The sequence below is a fragment of the Lentzea sp. NBRC 102530 genome, from assembly GCF_030269365.1.
Lineage (GTDB): Bacteria > Actinomycetota > Actinomycetes > Mycobacteriales > Pseudonocardiaceae > Lentzea.
In genome coordinates this window covers 32,808-51,328 of the sequence record NZ_BSTF01000028.1, presented here as the reverse complement: position 1 = coordinate 51,328, position 18,521 = coordinate 32,808, and the positions used below count along the sequence as shown (strand labels likewise).

Sequence of the window (18,521 nt, the reverse complement as noted above, 5' to 3'; positions counted from 1 at the left end):
CCACCAACGACTTCATCGAGAGGAACCGTTATGGGCGCCGACCTGGTCGCCACCGCACTGCCGAGACTCACCGAACGCGAGTACTACGCCGCGATCGACAACGCAGACGCGCGATCCCTGGCTACAGCCGCATACCACGCCAGCTACCAGGGAAACTTCGGCGACGACGTCGAGTTCACCGAGCACGTCGTCGCGCAGATCGCGGACGAAGAGCCCGACATCATCGACGAGCTTGCCGAACGTCCCAGTGCCGTCGAGGCGATTCGCGTGGCCGCGAGGAGCGGCGCGCGGTACGTCCTCGAGCGGATGGACGAGGACGGGAAGTTCGTTGTCGACGCCTCACGCATTGGCGGCCCTGACGTGATCGTGGTCGGCGGATCCACCTTCGGCGACGACCCGTTCGACCAGTTCCGCGACGTCGCGGTGCTCGCCGCGATTCTTGCCGCGAGCAGTTCTCTCGCCTCTACCTGAAGCAATCCCGAGACCACGGCATGCAAGTAACGAACTTTACATGCAGGCACTTCCTGTGTAACTTTATTTACATGACTACGGTGACGACAGCAGCGCGACGCATGACGCGGGCCATCAACGCGAACGCACCCGGCTGGAGGATGTGGTTCGACCTCGACGGTCGGCTCGTCGAGCGGATCTACGACCCCGAGCACCGCTGCTGCGGCCCCCTGCCCGACAACGCATGGGTCCATTGGTCCCGGCGGTGGGCCGACCAGCGCGCCACCGAACGCGAAGTGCAGGTCGAGCTGACGGCGATCACCGACGCCCTGACCGTCGAGCAGCATCCCGGTGCCGCCCGCCGCCTCGCCAGCCAGCTCGTGGCGCTGCGCAGCTTCGACCGCCCCGACCGCCCGCAGCTCGCACTCGCCGACGAGCTCGCGATCCTCGCCGCGGTGGACCGCGAGCAGGAGGACCGCCCCGACGAGCTCGACATCCTCATCGCCGCCGGGGGGCGGTAGCCGTGACGATGCGCGAATACCACGAGCATGCCCGCACGTGGCTGCTGGCCGCCGGCTCCGCCATGGCCGACGAGCTGAGCGGGTACACCGTCAAAGCAGCCCACCACGCCGTTGGCAACAGGTTCGATACCGACGACCGGCGCGACAGCGAGTTGGTCGTCGCGGCCGCACTGGCCGCTGGCTACCTCGCCGAGGGAGCCGACGAGGAGTACGCCGCCGACGTCCGTGCCGCGGCACGCGCCCTGTCGTGGCCCATGCCGCTCAACGACAGGCTCAAGATCGCCCGCCAGCTCGCTCTCGTCACCACCACCGACCGGTCGCCGTACCGCGAACTCGCGACGTGCCTGCGCAAGACCGGCCCGGAGTACATGGCTGCCTGCGGTCACCTCGTGCGCGTCGTTTCCGGCACCGACCCGGTCCTGCTGCGCACCGCGTGGATCGAGCTGTGCGGCCGCGCCGCGCTGCACCACCTCGCCGACGCCGCTCCTCAGCTCAAGTTCCTCGCCGTCGCAGCCTGGAAGCAGGGCCAGCAGAAACGCGACATCGCCAGCGCGGCCGCCATCTCACGCCCCACGCTCGATCGGTGGATCTCGGAAGCCACCACCTGAGACGGTCCAGCGCGACACACCGCGGCCCCGCCCGACGTGAGTTTGGGCGGGGCCGCGGTGGTTGAGCGAGGCGGTCATCGAGGAATCAGCCAGCCGTCATCACGACGAACATCTCCCGTTGACCTTCGAGGAGGTCAACGGGCAACACCTACCTAGGCCGGTGCCGCGCACCGCACCGTTGTGACATGACCACGACGACCACGCGCTCCATCGAGCCGGACGCCCGCGCTGACTGCCCTTTCTGCGGCATCGTCGCCGGCGAGCTCCCGGCCACGATCGTGCGGGAGTGGGCCGACGCCCTCGCAATCCTGCCGCGCGGAGGCGTCGGCGAGCGTGGCGACCACGTCCTCGTCCTCCCGCGCGTGCACGTCGCCACGGCGATCGAGGACCCGGTGATCACCGGCATGGTGTCCACCCGCGGCGCCCAGCTGGCAGCCGAGCTCGGCTGGACCGACGCGAACCTGATCTACAACGTCGGCCCGGTCGGCGGGCAGACCGTCCCGCACCTCCACAAGCACGTGCTGCGCAGGCGGCTGGGTGACCGGCTGCTCATGCCGTGGCCGCAGCCGCTGCAGGAGGCGGCGTGATCAGCGTCGTGTGGGCGCGCGAGCCCATCCCCGAAGGTCCAGCGGTGTTCCTCGCGGGTCCGTCCGCACACGCCGGGTCCGGGGTCGAGTCGTGGCGGCCGGCGGCGGTCGACGAGCTCCGCGCGCAGTCGACAGGCTCGCTGACCGTGTTGACCCCGGAGTCCCGCGGCGGTGTGCGCGCGGACCGTTACGAGGACCAGGTCGGCTGGGAGTGCGTGGCACGGGCCCGCGCCACGGTCGTTCTCTACTGGATTCCGCGCGACATCATCACGCTGCCCGGTTACACGACGAACGTCGAGTTCGGCTTCGACGTCGGCCGCGGCCGCCGGGTCGTGCTGGGAGTCCCGAAGACCTGCCCGAACCCGGAGCGCAACCGGTACCTGGTCTTCGTCGCCGGTCAGGAGGGCGTGCCCGTGCGCACGACGTTGCCCGGCACCGTCGAGGCCGTGCTCGAGCTCGTCACCGCCGCGGCCCGCGCACCGCGCCCGGTGTTGGCGAGCTGACCGCCGGGGCGCGGCTGCGCCGTCGGGCGTCGACCAGGGAGCTTGTCAGCGGCGGCGTTGCCGGCGCGCGATGGCGTCGACCTGGTCGACGACGTCGACGGCCTCCTGCCAGATCGGCGGCAGGCCGCTGCTGTCGCAGCAGTCCGGCTTGGTGCGGTCGTCGTCGGGGTCCTCGGTGCCGAGCGCGGCGTAGAGCAGCGTGTAGATGTCGTTGGGGGACTTGCGGTCGTGCGGGCCGATCGCAACGATCGCCGCCCGCGTCGCGGACTCAAACCTCACCACCGCGCGCATGGTGCCGTGCAGGTGGCTGACGCACAGGTGGTTGAGGCGTTCGCCGGCGAGCCGGTACTTCATCGCCGCGCAGCCCTGCGTCTTGAGCCGGGCGAGCCACTGCTCGTACGCGGTCTTGTCCTTGCCGCGCAACGACGCGATCGTCCGGCTCGCGCTCGTGCTCGCTCGCACCTGAACAGCCATCGCGACAGCCTGCCAGCACCTCTGGCGCCGAAGATCAGCAGGGCGCGCGGGGCCGGAATCTGTTGCGACTTCGACGTTTTCCTCGCGGTCGACGACGAAGACCTGTACGAGTAAGGGAAGTAGTCCACTAACGGGTTACCGGGACGCGGCGGAGGCATGGGGGCGGCGCCCGCGTGCCTACGCTTTCCGCATGCGTCCTTGGGACCACATCCGCGTCGGCTTCGACGCCGACTACGAGACCACCTGTAGCCAGTTCGGCGGCGGCTGGCAGCTGCTCGACCGGTGGCGGGAGTTGGGCACCCTGCTCTCCGGCCGCCACGGCTGGCACTTCGACCTGCACGGCGGCGGGCCGACGTGGAGCTTTGGGTTGTTCAGCGAAGGCCTGCTGGTGCTGCACGTGACCGCGCAGGGCCAGTTCTACTGCCACGACCACGTCACCGACTCCGACACCGTCGCGGACGACCTCGCCCAGGTCGAGGCCTGGATCGACAGCCGGACCGTCAGCGCCGAACACCCCAGCGCGCCTGCTGTGGAAATGGCCAAGTCCTTCAACTGGAAGACGCTGACCATCGTCGAGTTCCGGCTGCTGGTCAGCTGGTCGGACGGCTCGTTCGCCGGCAGCTGGCCCAGCCACTCCGACGCCGTGATCGCACCGACGCTGCAGGAGGTGCTCGACGGCGCGGCCGCCCAGGTGTGCGCGCTCTACGGCGCGCCTCCGGAGCTCGCGGCCGAGCTGACGATCCGCGCCGAGCTCGACCCGTCCGCGGTCACCCAGCTCCGGCAGACCAACTCCGGATCCTGACGGGAGAGCAGCGATGCCGAGATCACGAGGCAAGAAGGGCCACACCGGTACCTCGATGGGCGGGTCGATCGTGCGGATCCCCCGCAGGCCTCCCTTGCAGCGCAACGACAAGCAATGCCCGGTGTGCTACTCGGTCGCCGGTCAGCCGTGCCGCCGGGTGGAGTCCAAGCCTGGGGCGGCAAAGCTGAAGCTGGGCAGGCCGATCGCGACGATGCACCGCGCCCGCTCAGGCGAACCCAAACCGGAACCTGGCCAGCAGCGCCGAACTCCCGCCCGCAGGCGCGCACCGGAACCGGTACCGATCGAGCGCCTATACCCCGAACGGGCGGGGTTCGTGCCGCGGAACCAGCGCAACGGCGGCCCACTGGCGAAGGGATGGAGCCGCACCAACACCGACGCCATTCCGCGCGCGACAAAGCCCTGACGAGCCGTGCGACGTCGCGCGGCAGGACGGCTACAGGTCGACGTACTCACCACGGTCGAGCTCGGCCAGGCCCTGCGTCACGGCGTGGCTCTGCGCGAGCTGACGGTCCTGCAGGGCCCAGCGCAGGTGTTTGGTGAAGTCCGGGTTCTTCTCGCCCTTGTCGCGCACGGCCCGCAGCAGGTGCATCACCTCGTGCAGGTGGTGCGGATCCAGGTGCACCACAGAGGAGTTCGGCACGTCGACCTGGGCGAGCAGGCCGGCGTTCGCCCACCGGCTCACGGTCGACTGCGCCAGGCACAACAAGCCGGCGGCGATCTGCACCCGGACAGGCGGAATCCGGCCGAGCAGCGTGTGGACGATGTCCTGCAGCTCGGCCAGCGGCTCGCCGGACAGATCATCGGCGAGGCCTTCGAGACGTTCCACCGTGGCGAACTCGTCGGTGATCCGCGCACGTTCTTTCTCCAGGAACGCGGTCTTGCTCATCGCACACCTCCGCACGTCTCCGGAACGCGCTTGATTTTAGTACATAAAATCAAGCATTCCCAGGTAGAAGGGGTGAATCACAGTGATTGTGATGCCCTCGAAGCAATGAACGCCGTCGACGAGCTCGACGAGCTCGGATCGCTGTTCGCCGTACGGTCCAGACATGAGCCCTGACGAGCAGCTGGCAGAGGTCCAGGGACGCCAATGGCGCGCGAACCCGGCCTTCGCCGCGCGGCTCGACGACGTAGCCGAGTGGCTGCGCGCCAACGCCGCATCGCCACTGGTCGACGTGCTCGGGTGGCCCCGGGACGGCGAGTGGACCGATGGCCAGCTGTTCGCCGCCGGGCAGCTGCTCGCCCACCTGCGCGCCGGTGACCTGCTGCTCGCCGAAGTCGAGCTGGCGGCCGCGGGCAAGCCGGTTCCCTCGCGCGAGCTCCTGCAGGCCGCGCTCGGCTCGCAGGCCGAGGTGCACACCGCAGTCGACGAGACGCTGTTCCTGCGCGCCCGCGGGCTGATCGCGCCCGTGCGGCAGCTGTGGGCGCCGGTACCTGCCACGAGGTCGCTGATGACGCCGTCCACGATCCCACTGCTGCTCGGCTCCGTCCCCGCCTCCAGGGTGTTGGGCGAGCTGCGCGCGAGCACGGCCGTCGCACGGTGGCCCGCCGGCCAACGCACCTTGTCGGTCCTGCTCACCCATCCAGGTGGCCAGACGATGCACGTTCGGTACCCGTGACACGGCGACACTTGCTCATCTTGTATGGACATAGATACAGTTGCTGTATTCAATCCCATACAACGAAGGGTGGCGGGATGCTGCGGGACTACACGGGCGAGGGCACCAAACGCGGCGGGCTGGACCTGGTGATGAGCTTGACCCCCGACCAGGCCGACGCGCTCGGCCCGGACGCTTACACGATCGCGGAGGCGGTGGACACCGTCCTGGTGGCCCTCGCGGCGCTGCGCACCGGCCACGATCCGGACGTGACGCTGGAGGAGATCCGCAGCTCCGGCAGCATGAAGGACCGGCCAGTCTCCAGCGCACCCATCTGGCACACCTGGGTCCTGTCCGACACTACGAAGCTGCAAGCCTTCCTCGAGGGAGTCCTGCACGCCACCCTCCGTGGCTACGCGGGCGAAGGCGCCTCCTACGGCCAGCTGGCCACGGTCCTGGGCATCCCGCGCGCCACCGCCCAGACCCGCCGCGACGCGGTGTGCAAGGCGGCACCCAACCCTGCTGAGCTGTGGGCCACCGGCAAGCGCGGCCCGGAGGACCACCCCGGCGCCCCCGTGCCGGCGGCCGCGCGCTCCTGGGCGGCCCCGCTGCCCGGCTACATTCCGGTGGACATCACCCCGGACCGGTACCTGGGGCAGAACCTCAAAGAGCTGGCGGAGCAGGGAAAAGCCGAGCCCTACGAAACTCCGAACGACGTGCCGAACATGACCCGTCGCGCGCGGACGGCGCTCATCCCGTTCGAGGTCGACGAGCGCCGCTGGCCGCGCAACCCCGCCGGCCGGACCGGACGCATCGGCCGCAACCTGCCCAAGTGGGACGAGAACGAGGCCGTGGACGCGATCGTCACGACCGGACACGGCGACGCGCGCAAGGTGCTGCTGATCCGGCGCGGTGACAACGGCTGGTGGGCCACCCCCGGCGGCATGGTCGACGACGGCGAGAACCCACACACGGCCGTCCTGCGCGAACTGCGCGAGGAAACCCGGGTCGTTTTGGACGAAGACACCAAACCCGTTGCCGTGCAAGCGCTCTACGTCGCCGACCACCGCGCCACCGACCACTCCTGGGTATGCACCACGGCGCACCAGTTCGAGGTCGACGACGAGCTCGACAGCGTCGGCCAGGACGACGCGATCGAAAGCCGCTGGTGGCCGTTCGCCGACACCGACACCCTCGCCCGCGAGATCGAGGCCGCCGGCGGCACCCTCTCTCCCGGCCACCGGCAGCTGCTGACCCTCGCGGACGGCGCACGCCCGATCGACGGGATCATGCCCACCCGCTGAGCCCCGCCCCCATCGTGGAAGGGAACCTGATGTCCGACGAACCACGTCCCGCCCGCCCCCATCCCGCCCAGGCCGACCTCCAGCGCGGCGGACGCTACGGCCAGCACGTCCGCGCGTCCGAAGCCGAGGACGACGACCTGCAGCGCAGGATCGCGGCCATCTTCGCGCCACGGCCGCGCTTCCCCGGCCAGCCCTGCCCGGTGCCCGAAGACCGCGAGGCCGCGCTGAAGCTGCTCGACCGCGCCCCGCAGCCCGACCAGATCGGCGTTGACGACTGGGACCGGCCGCTGCGCGCCGACGAAATCGCCGAAATCTGGGGCACGCCAACGGAAGGCATCAACACCCGGCGAGAGTGGCTGACCCGCGCCGACGAGATCTGCCGCGCATGGGGAAAGCCGCTGTTCGGCGCCGGTGGCCTGCTCCCGGATCGCACCCTCGATGACGAGAGCGGCCCGCCCACGAGCACGGGCTCATGACCGCGCCTGCGTTCCGGCGGCGCCGCGGCGCGGCCATGCTGTGCGCGATCCTGGCCACCGCGCTCTGCGCCATCTCGTGGACCACCGACGAGTTCAGCACCACCTCGAGGGTGCTGACCACGACCGCGCTCATGCTCGTCGTGGTGTTGATCTGGCGCCTGAACACCAAGCGCTGACACGACGAAGGGGTTGCACCCGCACGGCACGCGGGTGCAACCCCTTCTGCACAGCCGCAGAACGTTCTTCCGCAAGGGAAACAGCCTCTCGGCCGCCGACCGGGTCGTTCTGCTCGTGCGCTGGTCGAAAGACTACCGCTGGTTTTTGCAGTGCCCTGGAGTGTCAGGGTCCGGCAGCCGGTGAGGCTGGCGCGCTGGTCATGCTGGACGGAACCGTGGACGGGGAGGACGACCTGCTCTGGATCACCCGCGGCTCGCCCTTGACGCAGCTGTCCACGAAGTAGTCCAGCGACAGCGCGTCCCACTCCTTGGTGTTGTTCGCCCTGCTCGTCCCGTCTTCCAAGGGCGCGCCGTCAGGAACGAACACCTTGTAGTGCTCGGTGCACACGTCCTCGGTCGTCTGCTTGTTCTCGTTGACCAGCACGAAGTGCGCGTCCGCGCCTTTGTTAGCGACATCGCGCAGGTGCTGGTACTTCTCCTCCACTGTCATCGAGCAGCCGGACAGCACCACCAAGCCGACTAGGACGACAGCAACTTTCTGCTTACGCATAAGCGCGAAGAGTAACGACGGTTGTCGAGTGCCTGCGGTTCAGGTCCGCGAACTCGAACGTCTTGTGCGGCCCGCGTACCGGGCCGCACCTTCGGCCTCCGGGCAGGCGCGTCAGCGCGTCCCGCGGGCCGGACGGATCGAAGTGTGCTTAGAGCAGGCCCAGGGTGTGCAGCTGGATGCCGAGCATGACCACGCCGCTGCTCCCGGTGGCCGTCACCCAGATCAGCTTGAGGACGCGGTAGGCGTCCTTGCGGCGGTCCGAGTCCGGGCACGACAGCGCGATGTGCACCGCGTAGCCGACCAGGACTGCGAGGAACCCCGCGTAACCGAGAAAAAACCATGCCCACATCGAACGACTCCTGTCACTTACAGACCGATGATCGTCTGTCTCTGACAAGAGAACGAGATGGGACTTGCAAAACTCACTGCCACGCGGGGATGAGGGCGGCAACCCTCATCCCCGCTTCGCCCCCCGCGCTCGTTTCGCTCCCATAATCCGTTCGCAGCTTCTCCCTGCGGACTGGACGCTGGGTAGCCGAGCGCGATTTACGCCATGGCAGGTAGTTGATTACCCTACCCTACCCGTTATTTCGTGCTCATCTCCACGTCACCTCTTCTCCACGTCAACTATGTGAGCAAACTCCTGGCTTGGGGCTGCTCGCGGAATGGGTGAAACGCCGCTCACTCAGGCGGCGTGTATGCGCGGACCCGCGAAGGGTGTATCGCGCTTCACTACTTACTAGCGTGTTCCACTCTTTTTTGTTCTTGGCTCTGGAATTCCTGTCGTGGCCAAGCTGTCTACCGACTACCAGCTGAGGATGTGGTTTACATAGTCGATAGCGTCAGGATCTCCGAGTCGTGCCGCTTCGTGCCACCACTTCGCGGCTACATCGTCTTGGTCTAGCAGTTCGTACAGCTCTGCCGTCCGTCGTGCACTTTCAGCGTCCCCGAAGGACGCTTTACTCCGAACTTCATGGAGTTCAATGTGCACCCACTCTGCGGATGGCGAATCTCCTGCCTCTTTCCTGCGACCGCAGTCGCTGGTAAAGAAGGAGTACCCGCTTCTGGGCAGGTGGGCACCAGCGCAGAACATGGTGCCCGCCCACTGCACGGCGAGGACTGTCACGCAGGACTGCACGACAGGAGCCTGAATTCGGAATGTGCAAAAAAGCTTGAACATCCCAGTCCAGAATCCTGCGTGCAGTTCGTCCTCATCCTGCGGGTTGGAGCTGACGGCGTGACTGCGAGTTCGCTGATTCACGCTCATGCATTCGCTCCTCTTAAATCACGTCTCCCAGCAACGACTCTAGTGTTCGCAATGCCAGCGATGTGTAGTTGTGCACTGTTCGGACGGAGAGCTTTAGCTCTTCGCTTACCTGTTCGGCGGTCTTGCCGTCCAGGTGTCTCGCAATGAACACTTGTCGCTGACGATCGGGAAGCGACTTCAGCGCTTCACTCGTTGCTGTTGTGAGCGACTCCAGCCAAGGCGGACCGACCGCCTCGTAGACCAACTCTGTGCCGCCACCTGTCGGATCGTCTGTAATTACGTCATGTTTCTTCCTCCAATACTCGATAATCACCCGATTAAGCGCGATCATGCAGAACGTGGAATTGACTTCACACATCGTCTTGTTTGCCTTCGCGACCCGGATTGTTACATCCTGGGCGAAGTCTTCCGAAAGATGCCAGTCGTTTCCACGTGAGAAAGCATGGTAGACCAGAAGCCTGGTCTTTTTCTTGATCTCTTTTTCGCACTCTGCAAGCGGGTGCTGAGTGCATACCGGAAAAGAGAATCCCTGCATTTCGTCTGCGCCCTCGGGCTGGGGGGCTTCGGAATCACTGCGGCTGTCCGCGCCGACCTCATGGTGGCAGGGGCGGTCAGGGCAGCCGTCGTCACACGATCCGTTCCCGGCCACGGCCCGAACTCCTTAGTCATGAACGAAAAAGGATGGAACGAGGTAGTAACGAGGTGGCCGGACCCGGAACTCACCATGATCACGAAAGAAGTGATGCGGGTCACAGGTGCAGGGTTGTGGTGCTTACACGTGTGCCCGCCACGGCAGCGCTGTGGCGGGCACACCCGGATCTACTGGAGGAACGAACTACCGAACTGGTGCAGGCGGCTGCTGCTGGCGAACGGGCATCAGCGGGTCGTCCTGGGTGACCAGGACCTGCTGCTCAAGGTCGGAGTCAGACAGCGTGACGCCGCTGTTCAGGTTGCGGTGCACCAGCACGCCGTCCAGGTCCAGCTCCGCGATGATGCCGGCCTCCTGCAGACCGGCCTCGTCGAGCTCGTTGAGCCGCGCCCAGCGGCACGACTGCACCCGGTAGATGGGCCACGGCGCCGACGCGGCGATCTGGTGAACCTGGTGCAACACGTGCGCCAGCTGCTGTTGAACCGGCAGCGGCATCTGCTCGATCACCGCGCGCGGCAGCACCACGTACCCGCCGTCCGCACTCACGCCGGGACGGCGCGCGGAGGTCAGGTAGTCGTGCACTGGACGCGCAGACATGGGCGGGCCGGAGTGCTGCGGAATCGGAGTTGAAGTCGGGTAGGTCATCGAATCCCCTTGGTCATTCCAGCCAGACGAACTCGGTGGGGTACCACTCCACCTGCTGTGGTGCCTCGCCGGTCCGGCGCCACCGGTACCAGCGGATTTCCGAGCACACTGGCACCGCTGTGCCAACGGCCGGCTTGTCCAGGGACTCGATGCCCTTGGACCAGTCGATCGCGCCTTCGAACTTGTGCCTGCGTGGCTCGCCCAGCACCCGGACGCCGAACTCGTAGCCGTCCCGGGTGAGCACCCAGGCCCGCGCGCCGGTCACCTCGAGCTCGTGTGGTGCGAACCGCAGCCATCTCACCGGCGGACGGTCGAGGTCGACAACCAGGCTCTTCGTGCGTGCGCTCTTGGCCAGGTCGTCCTGAGCAGGCGGAATCGGGCTGGTGTTGCCGACGTCGACGGGCTTTTCGACCCATAACGTGTCCAGCGGCTGCGACCGCGGCACCACGACGGCGTCCGGCTCGTCCTGGCTCAGGTAGTAGGCCGCCTCGTCGAGGACGCCGATGACCGGCACGCCGTTGCGCACGTGCGGCTCGGTGACCGCGCGCTGCTCATAGAGCCACAGCCCGCGGTCCGCGTCGACCACGACTACGCGCTTGCCCTTCAGCGGGCCAGCCTCGACCGCCGGCACTGGCATCAGTACCGGCGGTGCCTGCTGCCACCACTCAAGGTCAGCTCGTTCGTTGCTGGTCACACCTGATCCTGGTTGCGCTTCGATGATCCAAGGGAGCAACGGTAGCGCGACCTGCGGTTTTGGTGCGACCTTCGACAGGGTGAGCATGTCGGTCACGTCCCCGGACGGGTGGCCATCGGCACCAGCTCGGAGGCCTTGACCAGCTTCGGGTCGTCGATCGCGGAGATCTGGACCGGCTGCCCGTCGTACGGGGCCTGGATGACCTGGCCGGCGCCCAGGTACATGGCGACGTGGTGAATCCCGCGCGGGTCGTTCGGGTCCGCGCTCCAGAACACCAGGTCGCCGGGCTCGGCCTGGCCGACCGGCACGTGCTTGCCCGCGTGGTACTGCTGATCGGCCACGCGCGGCAGCAGGATGCCGGCCTCGCGGTAGGCCGCGACCAGCAGACCGGAGCAGTCCCAGCGGTCCGGGCCGTTGCCGCCCCACAGGTACATGTCGCCGATCTGCTCCCGGGCGAACGCGATCGCCTTCGCCGCGGCTTCGCTGTTGGGCCCAGGCAGGCCTCCAGCACCACCGCAGCCGCTCGGGTCGACCACGCCTCCGAGCTCGCCGACCAGGAACACGGCCATCGGTTCCCACCGGTGGTAGCGGTCCGGGTAGGCCGAGCGCTCCACCCTCTGCGCGGCGTCACCCGGCCGCATCGTCGTCCAGTCGGGAATCGCGAGCAGCACGTCGAAGAACTTGTTGATCTGGTAGTCGACGTCCTGCAACTGCTCCGGCGTGCCCCAGCCCATCGAGGTGCGCATCTGGAAGATGCCCACGCTGTCGAGGTCACCGTGGTCCAGGTTCCTCAAGCCGCTCTCGGTCATGCCCGCCTGGATCGCGACCTGCCATCCCAGCGCCGGCACCTGGCGCTGCTTGCCGATCCCGATGATCGCGGTGACGATGCCGCGCTGCTCCTCGTTGAGCCGCGCGGCATCGTTTCGGCCCTGGTCCTGACTACCGCCGGTCCACGGACCCACCGCGGACTGGCAGATCTCGCTCGCGTTCGCCCGCGGCCACGGCACGGCGGAAGGCGACAGCACCATGACGGCGACCATCGCTGTGACCGCCGTGCCCGCACCGAGCACGGTCAGCGTGAGCGGCCGCATCAGGTGCCTGCCTGGTCATAGGACCGGACGCGCCACGTCCCGTCAGACTGCTTGAGCACGATCACCCGGACCGTGTCCTTGTCGGTCTTCACGTCCGCGGTCACCACGGCGTCGGTCTTGTCGACCAGCACCGGCGCGGCCACGACCGCGCTCGCGCGGATGTTCGCCGGATCGACCGACTTCAGCCGGTCCATCAGCTCGGGCTGCGCGAAGTCCTTCATCTGCGCCGCCCAGGCATCACTCGTCATCCCGGACGGATGCGTCACCCAGGCCCGCATGAACTTGTCCGCCATCGCCAGAGCCTGCGCGGTCGGGTCCGCCGGAGGCGTCGAGGCCACCGGCGGCACACCGGGCGCACTGGGCACGGTGCTGCTCGCCCGCGCCGACGAGCTCGAGGAGCTCGACGACGGTGTCGACGTCGACGAGCTCGGCACCGTCGTGCTGCTGGTCGACGGCGCGACGCTCGTCGACGACGAGGCCGGCGTCGTCACCGCCGACCTGACCGTGGTCACAACGATCGTCACCGCGGCCAGAGCCAGCAGCGCCATGGCGAAGTTCTTGCGTGACCGGATCGGCCACCCCCAGAACCTCCTGTAGATCGCGGCACGGCCGCTCTCGCTTCGCATCGGCATAACTCAGTCCCCCTGCACTTCCGGGCGGTGCGCGGACGTGTTCTGTCCAGCTCCCCCTGACGACTCCACATCACCGGTCGACGGCCGGTAGATCTGCCACACCTCCTGATCACCCACACCGCGGCTCGTTGCCTGCGGAACATCTCGGACTTCGGCGGCACGCCACCGTTCCGCCGCGTCTTCTTCCCTCTCCATGCGCGACGGCACGACCAGCTCGCCCGACACCGCCGACGAGGACGGCGTCGAGGACTCGGCCACGGGCGGCCGAGACGGCTCCCGCACATCGCCCCGGCTGGGCGTCGACTCCGGCGACTCACCGGCGGGAAGCGCGATCGGCGTCAGGCCTTCCGCACGGACCCCACCGCCCGCGCCACCCGAACCAGACCCCCCGGGATCACCGCCGCGCGGCGGCCGGCCTGCGGACGGGTCGCTCGCATCCCCAGGCATCTCCGGCCGCGCCGTGGCCAGAGCACCTCGCGCGGTGCGTGACTTCGGCGCGTGCGACTCCCAGGAGTCGGCGTTGACGTACCCCTCGGACCTGCCGCCACGGCGCTGAGAAATCACGACACCCGTACCGGGAGGCGTCGGCTCCACGATCTCCGCGTCGTAGATCGTCTCCGGCCGCGCCGGACCGCCCTGCATCCCCGATGCCTTGACCCGGTCGTCCACCGGCGGCCGCAGCCACCACGCGAGCTTGTCGTACAGGACGCCACCACGGTTCTTGCTTCCCTGGCGGCGCAGCAGGTCCTCCAGGCTGTCCTCGTGCCGCGTGCGCAACGGCAGGCCGGCGGCCGCGGTGACCATGTTGCGGAGCCGCCGCCACGGCTTGACCGCCTGCCACATCACGATCGTCAGGCCGGTGATGATCAGCAGCTGGGCGAACAGGCCGACCTGCATCTTCAGCACGGCGTTGAGCAAGATCGCGTGCACAATCGACGCACCGACCAGGATCAGCCCCTGGATCAAGGCCCCGCCGATCGCCCTGCCCACGGTGCGGGCCACGCCCGGCATGAACATCAACAGACCCAGCACCGGGCCGAGCATCACGGCCAGGCGGAACAGCAGCTGCGCGAGGAAGATGCCGACCAGCGAGATCAGCTGGAACGGCGCGTAGGCGGCTGCCTTGACGAACGCGCCGAACCCGGCGCCCTTGCGCGAGCCGTCCTTGCCGCGGAACGTGTCGTAGTTGCTGCCGCTCTTCTGGAGCTCGGCCGCGATCTTCTTGAAGTTCTCGCGCTTGGCGTCGAGCAGCTTCTGGTCGCCGTCCTTCTGTTCGGCGATCTCGACCGTCGACCACGCCTGTGCGTCGATCAGCGGACGGCCGTACTTCTGCGCGAGGTCGCCCTCAGCACTGCCGAACTCGCCCGTGAGCCAGGTCTTCCAGACGATCTCGTCGTGCAGCATCGTCGGAATGCCTGCGCTGTAGTCGATTCCGGCCGACCCGAGAACGTTGCGGCGTAGCTCCTCGACGCCCTGCACGAGGATCCCGTCCGTGACGGTCGCGTAGGTCAGTGGCGTCAGGAACACCGAGGACGCCAGCCACAGCCCGACCGTCACACGCCCCGCCGCCGTGGACGTGGACGCGAGATCGCCCTTCAGCACGAACTTGAACATCAACAGCGACACCAGCAGCAGCGCCAGCGCCAGGAACGGCAGCGTGAAGCCCTGGTAGAGGATCCGCGTGCCCTCGACGACGACGTCGTCCAGGTTGACCCAGACGCTGCCGGAGTCCAGCGACATCCAGTAGGCGGCGTTCGTCGCGCCGACGATCACCTTGCCGATGTCGAAGAAGAAGTTGCCGATCGCGGTGTCACTGCCGGCGTTCACGTCGAAGCACGGCGGGGTGGGCGCCTGGTCGTAGGTGTTCCACCGCGTCCCCGCGTACCCGTAGTCCAGGTAGATCGTGTCAGGCCTGCCCAGGCCGATCGGCCGGTCGAGCGAGCCGACCATGCCCGCTCCCGGCTTCTCCAGGCTGGGAGCGTCCTTGCAGTCCAGCGGAGCGGCCATCGCCGCCGGCGCGCCCATCGAACCCGACAGGCACACCAGGAACGCCACCAGCGCGACCGTGACGAAGCGGCCGAGCCGACCGACGCCTCGAGGCGCCTGCAGACGTGCGAACAGACTCATGCGACACCTTCCCCGTGGCTGTTGCGCTCGGACTGGTCAGCGCCCACCACCCGCGCCGCACGCGCTGACGCCGCGGCCAGCGCCAGAGCGGGATTGGGTTCGTCGTCGAGCTCCGCGAGCTCCGGCTCCAGCACACCGGGCTGCACTGCGGCGCTCTCCGGCTCGTCGTCGCTCGTGGCCACCTGGCCCGGCGTGGCGAGCGTCTCGCCCGGGGTGGTGTCCAGCGCTGCGCGCAGACCCGCCAGGTGATCGCCCGAGACGTCGACCTTGATGCGCTCCACGCCACCGGTGCCATCGGCGAAGATGAACGAGCGCGGCGTGCGGTCACGGCCGCCGCGGTGAGCACCAGGGCGCTTGCCCAGGCCCGCCACGACTTCCTCGTAGCCGGTGCCGACCGGCACCTTGAGCAGCCGCAGCGCGTCGGCCTGGGCGGCGTCGTCGTCCAGGCGGCCGACGAACACCGAGTCGAGCAAGGCCACGAAGCCCTGGATGCGCAGGAAGTCCGCGGGGATCTGGCTCGACAGCAGCACCCGGACGTTCCACTTGCGGGAGTCGCGGGCGAAGCGGTTCATCAGCACGCGGCCGGTGGGGACCTCGGAGAGGAAGAACGCCTCGTCGATCCACACGCCCTTGCGAGCGTCCTTCCAGCGCGTGCCGGTGGTGCGCTCGTAGCCCGCCGGGCCCTCGTAGACCGAGCGCTGGGTGAGCCAGGCCGCCAGGTTGAGCAGCTCGATGCCCAGCGCCTCGGTGTCGGTCCAGTGTTCGCGGCCGATGCCGTCCTTGGGCAGCGTGAGCCCGGCCATCGTGAGCACCGTGAGCCGGTCGTCGCGGACGCGGGCGTACGGGTCGTCGCCGCGCTCGGGGATGAGCAGCGTCATCCGGTCGCGCATCTCGTCGAGGAAGTTGTAGACGGCCTTGGCGTGGCTGCGGTGCTCGGTCTGGTCGTCCTTGAGCTTGTCGATCACCATGCCGGGGTGCGCGTCGAAGCGACCTCCCACGGCACGCACCGCCTGCAGCAGCACGATCTTCGACTCCGCGATCTGCGCGATCGAGTGAGGCATCAAGCCCATGAGCACGTCGAGGACCAGGCGGCGGCGGGAGGCCTCGGTGTGCTTCTTCTCGGTGATGAAGTCCTTCTCGCTGTCGAAGTCCGCGCGCACCGGTTCGGCGACGACGCGGTAGGGGTTGAGGATTCCCGGCTCGGCCTGCAGCAGGTTGATCACGCGGGCGTACGGGCGCAGCTCCGGCAGCTCGCACAGCGCGGCCAGCGGACCGGACGGGTCCAGCAGCGTCCAGTGCGCGCCGGAGCGCAACGTCTTGTAGACGATCGAGCCGCCCAGGAACGACTTGCCCGCGCCCAGGCCGGCGACCACGGCGGTCAACCCGGACTGGTCGCGCATCTCCTGCGCCATCCACGGGTCCCAGGCCACCGGCCGGCGCGTCGAGGTCGACGTCTCGCCCAGCAGGATGCCGCGCTTGTCGCCCACCTCCGAGGTGGCGGTCGGCATCGCGGCCGCGGCCCACTGCACGTTGCCCCGGCGCATGTACGCGCTCGACGACAGCGGCTCGCCGGGGATGAACTCCCGCGCCAGCGCGTACTGCGCTTCAGGGTGCTCCAGCGCGATCTGTGGCTTGTAGAGGTCCATGAGGGCCTGGCCCAGGCGCAGCGCCTCCTGGCTCGTGTTCCCGGACACCGCCGCGCGCCACCAGGACTTGACCCTGGTGTGCTGCACCTGGAAGCCCGAGGCCATCTCGTCCTCGATGTGGCGGGCCTGCATCGCCTGCCGCTCGAGCGACATCGGCGCGTCGACGTCGTGCTCGCGGGTGTAGTGCCGCAGCTGCGACTTGATCTTGCCGACGCCGCGGTGCAGTTCGTTGCTGACCTCGTCGGGCCTGCGCACGTAGATCCGCGCCGACCACTCCACCGCCGCGTGCAGCCGATCGGCGATCTGGGCCCACGGCTCTCCCTGCTCGGGGATGCGCAGGTCCTGCATCAGCCCGACCGTGAGCACCGCGACGTGCCGCTCGACACCGGCGTTGCCCGCCGTGCGGCCGGTCACCGTCAAGGTGGGGGAGTACGGGTCGGCGTGCCAGCTCGCGGCCTCGGGGAACGAGTCGAGGTCCTCGAGCTCCCACCTGCCCTCACCCGTGGCCGGCTCCGCGAGCGGTGCCGGAAGTCCGAGGGTGCAGGACCGGTACATCAGCCACCACATCTCGTCCGCGGTGACCGGCGTCCCTTCCAGGCCCGCGCTGGAGACCAGCTGGTCGAGCCGGTCGATCTCGCCGTCGAGCGCGACCAGCTCCGCGTCCATGGCTTCAGGGAACAGCCTGCGCACCAGCGGCGCGGCGCGCTCCACGAGCCGGTCGACCGCCGTGCGGGTCTGCACCTCGATCCCGAGGTAGACCTCCTTGTCCGACATCGAGCGGCCCAGCAGCCGCTGCTGCTCACCGATCATGTAGTCGTCGAACGACAGCGCGCCCTCGACGTTGGTGTCGGGCAGCCGGTTGAAGCTGTTGCGCACGTGTGCACGCGCCCAGTCCTTGATCGGGAACGGTCGGTTGGTCACGCGCAGGTGCATCCACCGGCCCTGCAGCTCGCCGTACTGACCGGCGATCGCGTTGATCAGCTGCTCGCGCTGCGAGTCGCTGCGGAACGACCACCGCTGAGGGGCCAGCCGGTACCACGCGTACACGCTGTCACCGGTGCGGGTGAGGTGGCCGTCGATCGATCGCAGCGCGATCTGGGGCTTGTGGGCAGGAGCGGCGGCCGGCCCTGCCAACCGGCGGCGGTCCGGGCCGCTCGGTGTCTTGGTCTTCCGCGCCATCAGTGCTTCCTCCACGCGCTCGTGCGCCGGTTGGTCTGCTGTTGCCTGGCGGTCTGCGCCTGGGCCTTGCGCTGGGTTGCGAGCTGGCTCTCCTCGGCCCGGCGCAAAGCCTTGAGCCGGCGGCGTTCGTCCCTGCTGACCGGAGCGCTGGGGCGAGGCCGCTCACGGCGGACCCGCACCTGCGCGATCGACGTGGATCCGCTGACGCCCTGGGTCCGGCGGCGCGGCGTGTAGAGCTCGCGCATGGCCATGGCCAGGACGGCGCCGAACGGGCGCTCGTGGTTGATCAGCTTGCCGATCCAGCGGGTCAGGACGATGGCACCGATGACGCACCACATGAACATGAAGAAGCCAAACCCCATGAACTGCCGGGCCAGCGTCATCAGCGCCAGGAGCAGGACGAGGAACAAGCCCCACGCGATGTAGCGGGCCCGGAACGGGAACGTGGCGTTCGGTGGTCCGAGCCAGATCGAGTCGACGCGGTGCACCTCGTCGTCGGTGCCTACCTTCATGACCTCGCT

The 18,521-nt window shown here is 68.4% G+C and carries 24 protein-coding genes; 12 read left to right on the top strand and 12 right to left on the bottom strand.

The features are described from left to right. Positions 1–30 precede the first annotated feature (30 nt). The 5 genes from QSK25_RS42540 to QSK25_RS42520 all read left to right on the top strand — a co-directional run bounded on the left by QSK25_RS42540 (position 31) and on the right by QSK25_RS42520 (position 2,669). Positions 31–471: a hypothetical protein gene (locus QSK25_RS42540; RefSeq protein ID WP_285647091.1), complete on the top strand. Its 441-nt coding sequence runs from the start codon at positions 31–33 to the stop codon at positions 469–471. A gap of 71 nt (positions 472–542) precedes the next feature. Beyond that, positions 543–971, top strand: a complete 429-nt coding sequence (locus QSK25_RS42535) for a hypothetical protein (RefSeq protein ID WP_285647090.1) — start codon at positions 543–545, stop codon at positions 969–971. A 2-nt stretch (positions 972–973) separates the two neighbouring features. After that, positions 974–1,579: a hypothetical protein gene (locus tag QSK25_RS42530; RefSeq protein WP_285647089.1), complete on the top strand. Its 606-nt coding sequence runs from the start codon at positions 974–976 to the stop codon at positions 1,577–1,579. A 185-nt stretch (positions 1,580–1,764) separates the two neighbouring features. Then, entirely contained in the window at positions 1,765–2,166 is a 402-nt protein-coding gene (locus QSK25_RS42525) for an HIT family protein (protein WP_285647088.1), read from the top strand. Next, positions 2,163–2,669 carry a nucleoside 2-deoxyribosyltransferase domain-containing protein gene (locus QSK25_RS42520; RefSeq protein WP_285647087.1) on the top strand — a complete coding sequence of 169 codons (507 nt, stop codon included), beginning with the start codon at positions 2,163–2,165 and terminating at the stop codon, positions 2,667–2,669. The genes QSK25_RS42525 and QSK25_RS42520 overlap by 4 nt, the downstream gene beginning before the upstream one ends. 45 nt (positions 2,670–2,714) lie before the next feature. On the opposite strand, the gene QSK25_RS42515 is transcribed toward QSK25_RS42520, so the two are convergent. After that, positions 2,715–3,143, bottom strand: a complete 429-nt coding sequence (locus QSK25_RS42515) for a hypothetical protein (RefSeq protein WP_285647086.1) — start codon at positions 3,141–3,143, stop codon at positions 2,715–2,717. A gap of 190 nt (positions 3,144–3,333) precedes the next feature. On the opposite strand from QSK25_RS42515, the gene QSK25_RS42510 reads away from it, so the two are divergent. Further along, positions 3,334–3,945: a hypothetical protein gene (locus QSK25_RS42510; RefSeq protein ID WP_285647085.1), complete on the top strand. Its 612-nt coding sequence runs from the start codon at positions 3,334–3,336 to the stop codon at positions 3,943–3,945. 13 nt (positions 3,946–3,958) lie between these two features. Beyond that, complete coding sequence (locus tag QSK25_RS42505) at positions 3,959–4,369, top strand: hypothetical protein (protein WP_285647083.1); 411 nt, start codon at positions 3,959–3,961, stop codon at positions 4,367–4,369. A gap of 30 nt (positions 4,370–4,399) precedes the next feature. Here QSK25_RS42505 and QSK25_RS42500 read toward each other — a convergent pair whose 3' ends face one another. Continuing rightward, entirely contained in the window at positions 4,400–4,852 is a 453-nt protein-coding gene (locus tag QSK25_RS42500) for a hypothetical protein (RefSeq protein ID WP_285647081.1), read from the bottom strand. A 163-nt stretch (positions 4,853–5,015) separates the two neighbouring features. On the opposite strand from QSK25_RS42500, the gene QSK25_RS42495 reads away from it, so the two are divergent. From QSK25_RS42495 to QSK25_RS42480, 4 genes are all read left to right on the top strand, one after another. Next, positions 5,016–5,585, top strand: coding sequence for a hypothetical protein (locus QSK25_RS42495; protein ID WP_285647079.1), 570 nt, complete (start codon positions 5,016–5,018; stop codon positions 5,583–5,585). A 77-nt stretch (positions 5,586–5,662) separates the two neighbouring features. Then, positions 5,663–6,868, top strand: a complete 1,206-nt coding sequence (locus tag QSK25_RS42490) for an NUDIX domain-containing protein (protein ID WP_285647077.1) — start codon at positions 5,663–5,665, stop codon at positions 6,866–6,868. A 29-nt stretch (positions 6,869–6,897) separates the two neighbouring features. Then, complete coding sequence (locus tag QSK25_RS42485; protein ID WP_285647076.1) at positions 6,898–7,344, top strand: hypothetical protein; 447 nt, start codon at positions 6,898–6,900, stop codon at positions 7,342–7,344. Continuing rightward, on the top strand, positions 7,341–7,520 hold the full coding sequence (locus tag QSK25_RS42480; RefSeq protein ID WP_285647075.1) for a hypothetical protein: 180 nt from the start codon (positions 7,341–7,343) through the stop codon (positions 7,518–7,520). The genes QSK25_RS42485 and QSK25_RS42480 overlap by 4 nt, the downstream gene beginning before the upstream one ends. A 163-nt stretch (positions 7,521–7,683) precedes the next feature. Here QSK25_RS42480 and QSK25_RS42475 read toward each other — a convergent pair whose 3' ends face one another. The 7 genes from QSK25_RS42475 to QSK25_RS42445 all read right to left on the bottom strand — a co-directional run bounded on the left by QSK25_RS42475 (position 7,684) and on the right by QSK25_RS42445 (position 12,709). Then, the gene (locus QSK25_RS42475; protein ID WP_285647074.1) at positions 7,684–8,070 is read right to left on the bottom strand and encodes a hypothetical protein; all 387 of its coding nucleotides are present in this window, start codon (positions 8,068–8,070) and stop codon (positions 7,684–7,686) included. A gap of 148 nt (positions 8,071–8,218) precedes the next feature. Further along, complete coding sequence (locus tag QSK25_RS42470; RefSeq protein WP_285647073.1) at positions 8,219–8,419, bottom strand: hypothetical protein; 201 nt, start codon at positions 8,417–8,419, stop codon at positions 8,219–8,221. A gap of 931 nt (positions 8,420–9,350) precedes the next feature. Continuing rightward, a complete protein-coding gene (locus tag QSK25_RS42465) occupies positions 9,351–9,986 on the bottom strand; it encodes an RNA polymerase sigma factor (protein ID WP_285647072.1) in 636 nt (211 codons plus the stop codon). 186 nt (positions 9,987–10,172) lie between these two features. Continuing rightward, positions 10,173–10,583 (bottom strand): hypothetical protein, encoded by a 411-nt coding sequence (locus QSK25_RS42460; protein ID WP_285647071.1) that lies wholly within the window; start codon positions 10,581–10,583, stop codon positions 10,173–10,175. A 61-nt stretch (positions 10,584–10,644) separates the two neighbouring features. Further along, positions 10,645–11,421 (bottom strand): hypothetical protein, encoded by a 777-nt coding sequence (locus QSK25_RS42455; RefSeq protein ID WP_285647070.1) that lies wholly within the window; start codon positions 11,419–11,421, stop codon positions 10,645–10,647. Next, on the bottom strand, positions 11,418–12,416 hold the full coding sequence (locus QSK25_RS42450; RefSeq protein WP_285647069.1) for a C40 family peptidase: 999 nt from the start codon (positions 12,414–12,416) through the stop codon (positions 11,418–11,420). The genes QSK25_RS42455 and QSK25_RS42450 overlap by 4 nt, the downstream gene beginning before the upstream one ends. Beyond that, positions 12,416–12,709, bottom strand: a complete 294-nt coding sequence (locus tag QSK25_RS42445) for a hypothetical protein (RefSeq protein WP_285647068.1) — start codon at positions 12,707–12,709, stop codon at positions 12,416–12,418. Before QSK25_RS42445 ends, QSK25_RS42450 begins: the two co-directional genes overlap by 1 nt. On the opposite strand from QSK25_RS42445, the gene QSK25_RS42440 reads away from it, so the two are divergent. After that, entirely contained in the window at positions 12,693–13,013 is a 321-nt protein-coding gene (locus QSK25_RS42440) for a hypothetical protein (protein WP_285647067.1), read from the top strand. The two genes, QSK25_RS42445 and QSK25_RS42440, sit on opposite strands and share 17 nt — an antisense overlap. A 38-nt stretch (positions 13,014–13,051) precedes the next feature. Here QSK25_RS42440 and QSK25_RS42435 read toward each other — a convergent pair whose 3' ends face one another. From QSK25_RS42435 to QSK25_RS42425, 3 genes are read right to left on the bottom strand one after another with little or no spacing between them, the layout of a single operon-like run. Beyond that, positions 13,052–15,175, bottom strand: coding sequence for a hypothetical protein (locus QSK25_RS42435; RefSeq protein WP_285647066.1), 2,124 nt, complete (start codon positions 15,173–15,175; stop codon positions 13,052–13,054). After that, positions 15,172–18,000, bottom strand: a complete 2,829-nt coding sequence (locus tag QSK25_RS42430) for an ATP-binding protein (RefSeq protein WP_285647065.1) — start codon at positions 17,998–18,000, stop codon at positions 15,172–15,174. The genes QSK25_RS42435 and QSK25_RS42430 overlap by 4 nt, the downstream gene beginning before the upstream one ends. Further along, positions 18,000–18,512 carry a hypothetical protein gene (locus QSK25_RS42425; RefSeq protein ID WP_285647064.1) on the bottom strand — a complete coding sequence of 171 codons (513 nt, stop codon included), beginning with the start codon at positions 18,510–18,512 and terminating at the stop codon, positions 18,000–18,002. Before QSK25_RS42425 ends, QSK25_RS42430 begins: the two co-directional genes overlap by 1 nt. Between the last annotated feature and the right edge of the window lie 9 nt (positions 18,513–18,521).

Coding starts and splice junctions, on each gene's coding strand:
- QSK25_RS42500 (WP_285647081.1), bottom strand. CDS start 4,852: ATGAGCAAGACCGCGTTCCTGGAGAAAGAACGTGCGCGGATCACCGAC.
- QSK25_RS42535 (WP_285647090.1), top strand. CDS start 543: ATGACTACGGTGACGACAGCAGCGCGACGCATGACGCGGGCCATCAAC.
- QSK25_RS42470 (WP_285647073.1), bottom strand. CDS start 8,419: ATGTGGGCATGGTTTTTTCTCGGTTACGCGGGGTTCCTCGCAGTCCTG.
- QSK25_RS42505 (WP_285647083.1), top strand. CDS start 3,959: ATGCCGAGATCACGAGGCAAGAAGGGCCACACCGGTACCTCGATGGGC.
- QSK25_RS42495 (WP_285647079.1), top strand. CDS start 5,016: ATGAGCCCTGACGAGCAGCTGGCAGAGGTCCAGGGACGCCAATGGCGC.
- QSK25_RS42425 (WP_285647064.1), bottom strand. CDS start 18,512: ATGAAGGTAGGCACCGACGACGAGGTGCACCGCGTCGACTCGATCTGG.
- QSK25_RS42445 (WP_285647068.1), bottom strand. CDS start 12,709: ATGGCGGACAAGTTCATGCGGGCCTGGGTGACGCATCCGTCCGGGATG.
- QSK25_RS42525 (WP_285647088.1), top strand. CDS start 1,765: ATGACCACGACGACCACGCGCTCCATCGAGCCGGACGCCCGCGCTGAC.
- QSK25_RS42540 (WP_285647091.1), top strand. CDS start 31: ATGGGCGCCGACCTGGTCGCCACCGCACTGCCGAGACTCACCGAACGC.
- QSK25_RS42485 (WP_285647076.1), top strand. CDS start 6,898: ATGTCCGACGAACCACGTCCCGCCCGCCCCCATCCCGCCCAGGCCGAC.
- QSK25_RS42435 (WP_285647066.1), bottom strand. CDS start 15,175: ATGAGTCTGTTCGCACGTCTGCAGGCGCCTCGAGGCGTCGGTCGGCTC.
- QSK25_RS42430 (WP_285647065.1), bottom strand. CDS start 18,000: ATGGCGCGGAAGACCAAGACACCGAGCGGCCCGGACCGCCGCCGGTTG.
- QSK25_RS42515 (WP_285647086.1), bottom strand. CDS start 3,143: ATGGCTGTTCAGGTGCGAGCGAGCACGAGCGCGAGCCGGACGATCGCG.
- QSK25_RS42475 (WP_285647074.1), bottom strand. CDS start 8,070: ATGCGTAAGCAGAAAGTTGCTGTCGTCCTAGTCGGCTTGGTGGTGCTG.
- QSK25_RS42460 (WP_285647071.1), bottom strand. CDS start 10,583: ATGTCTGCGCGTCCAGTGCACGACTACCTGACCTCCGCGCGCCGTCCC.
- QSK25_RS42450 (WP_285647069.1), bottom strand. CDS start 12,416: ATGCGGCCGCTCACGCTGACCGTGCTCGGTGCGGGCACGGCGGTCACA.
- QSK25_RS42480 (WP_285647075.1), top strand. CDS start 7,341: ATGACCGCGCCTGCGTTCCGGCGGCGCCGCGGCGCGGCCATGCTGTGC.
- QSK25_RS42510 (WP_285647085.1), top strand. CDS start 3,334: ATGCGTCCTTGGGACCACATCCGCGTCGGCTTCGACGCCGACTACGAG.
- QSK25_RS42440 (WP_285647067.1), top strand. CDS start 12,693: ATGAACTTGTCCGCCATCGCCAGAGCCTGCGCGGTCGGGTCCGCCGGA.
- QSK25_RS42490 (WP_285647077.1), top strand. CDS start 5,663: ATGCTGCGGGACTACACGGGCGAGGGCACCAAACGCGGCGGGCTGGAC.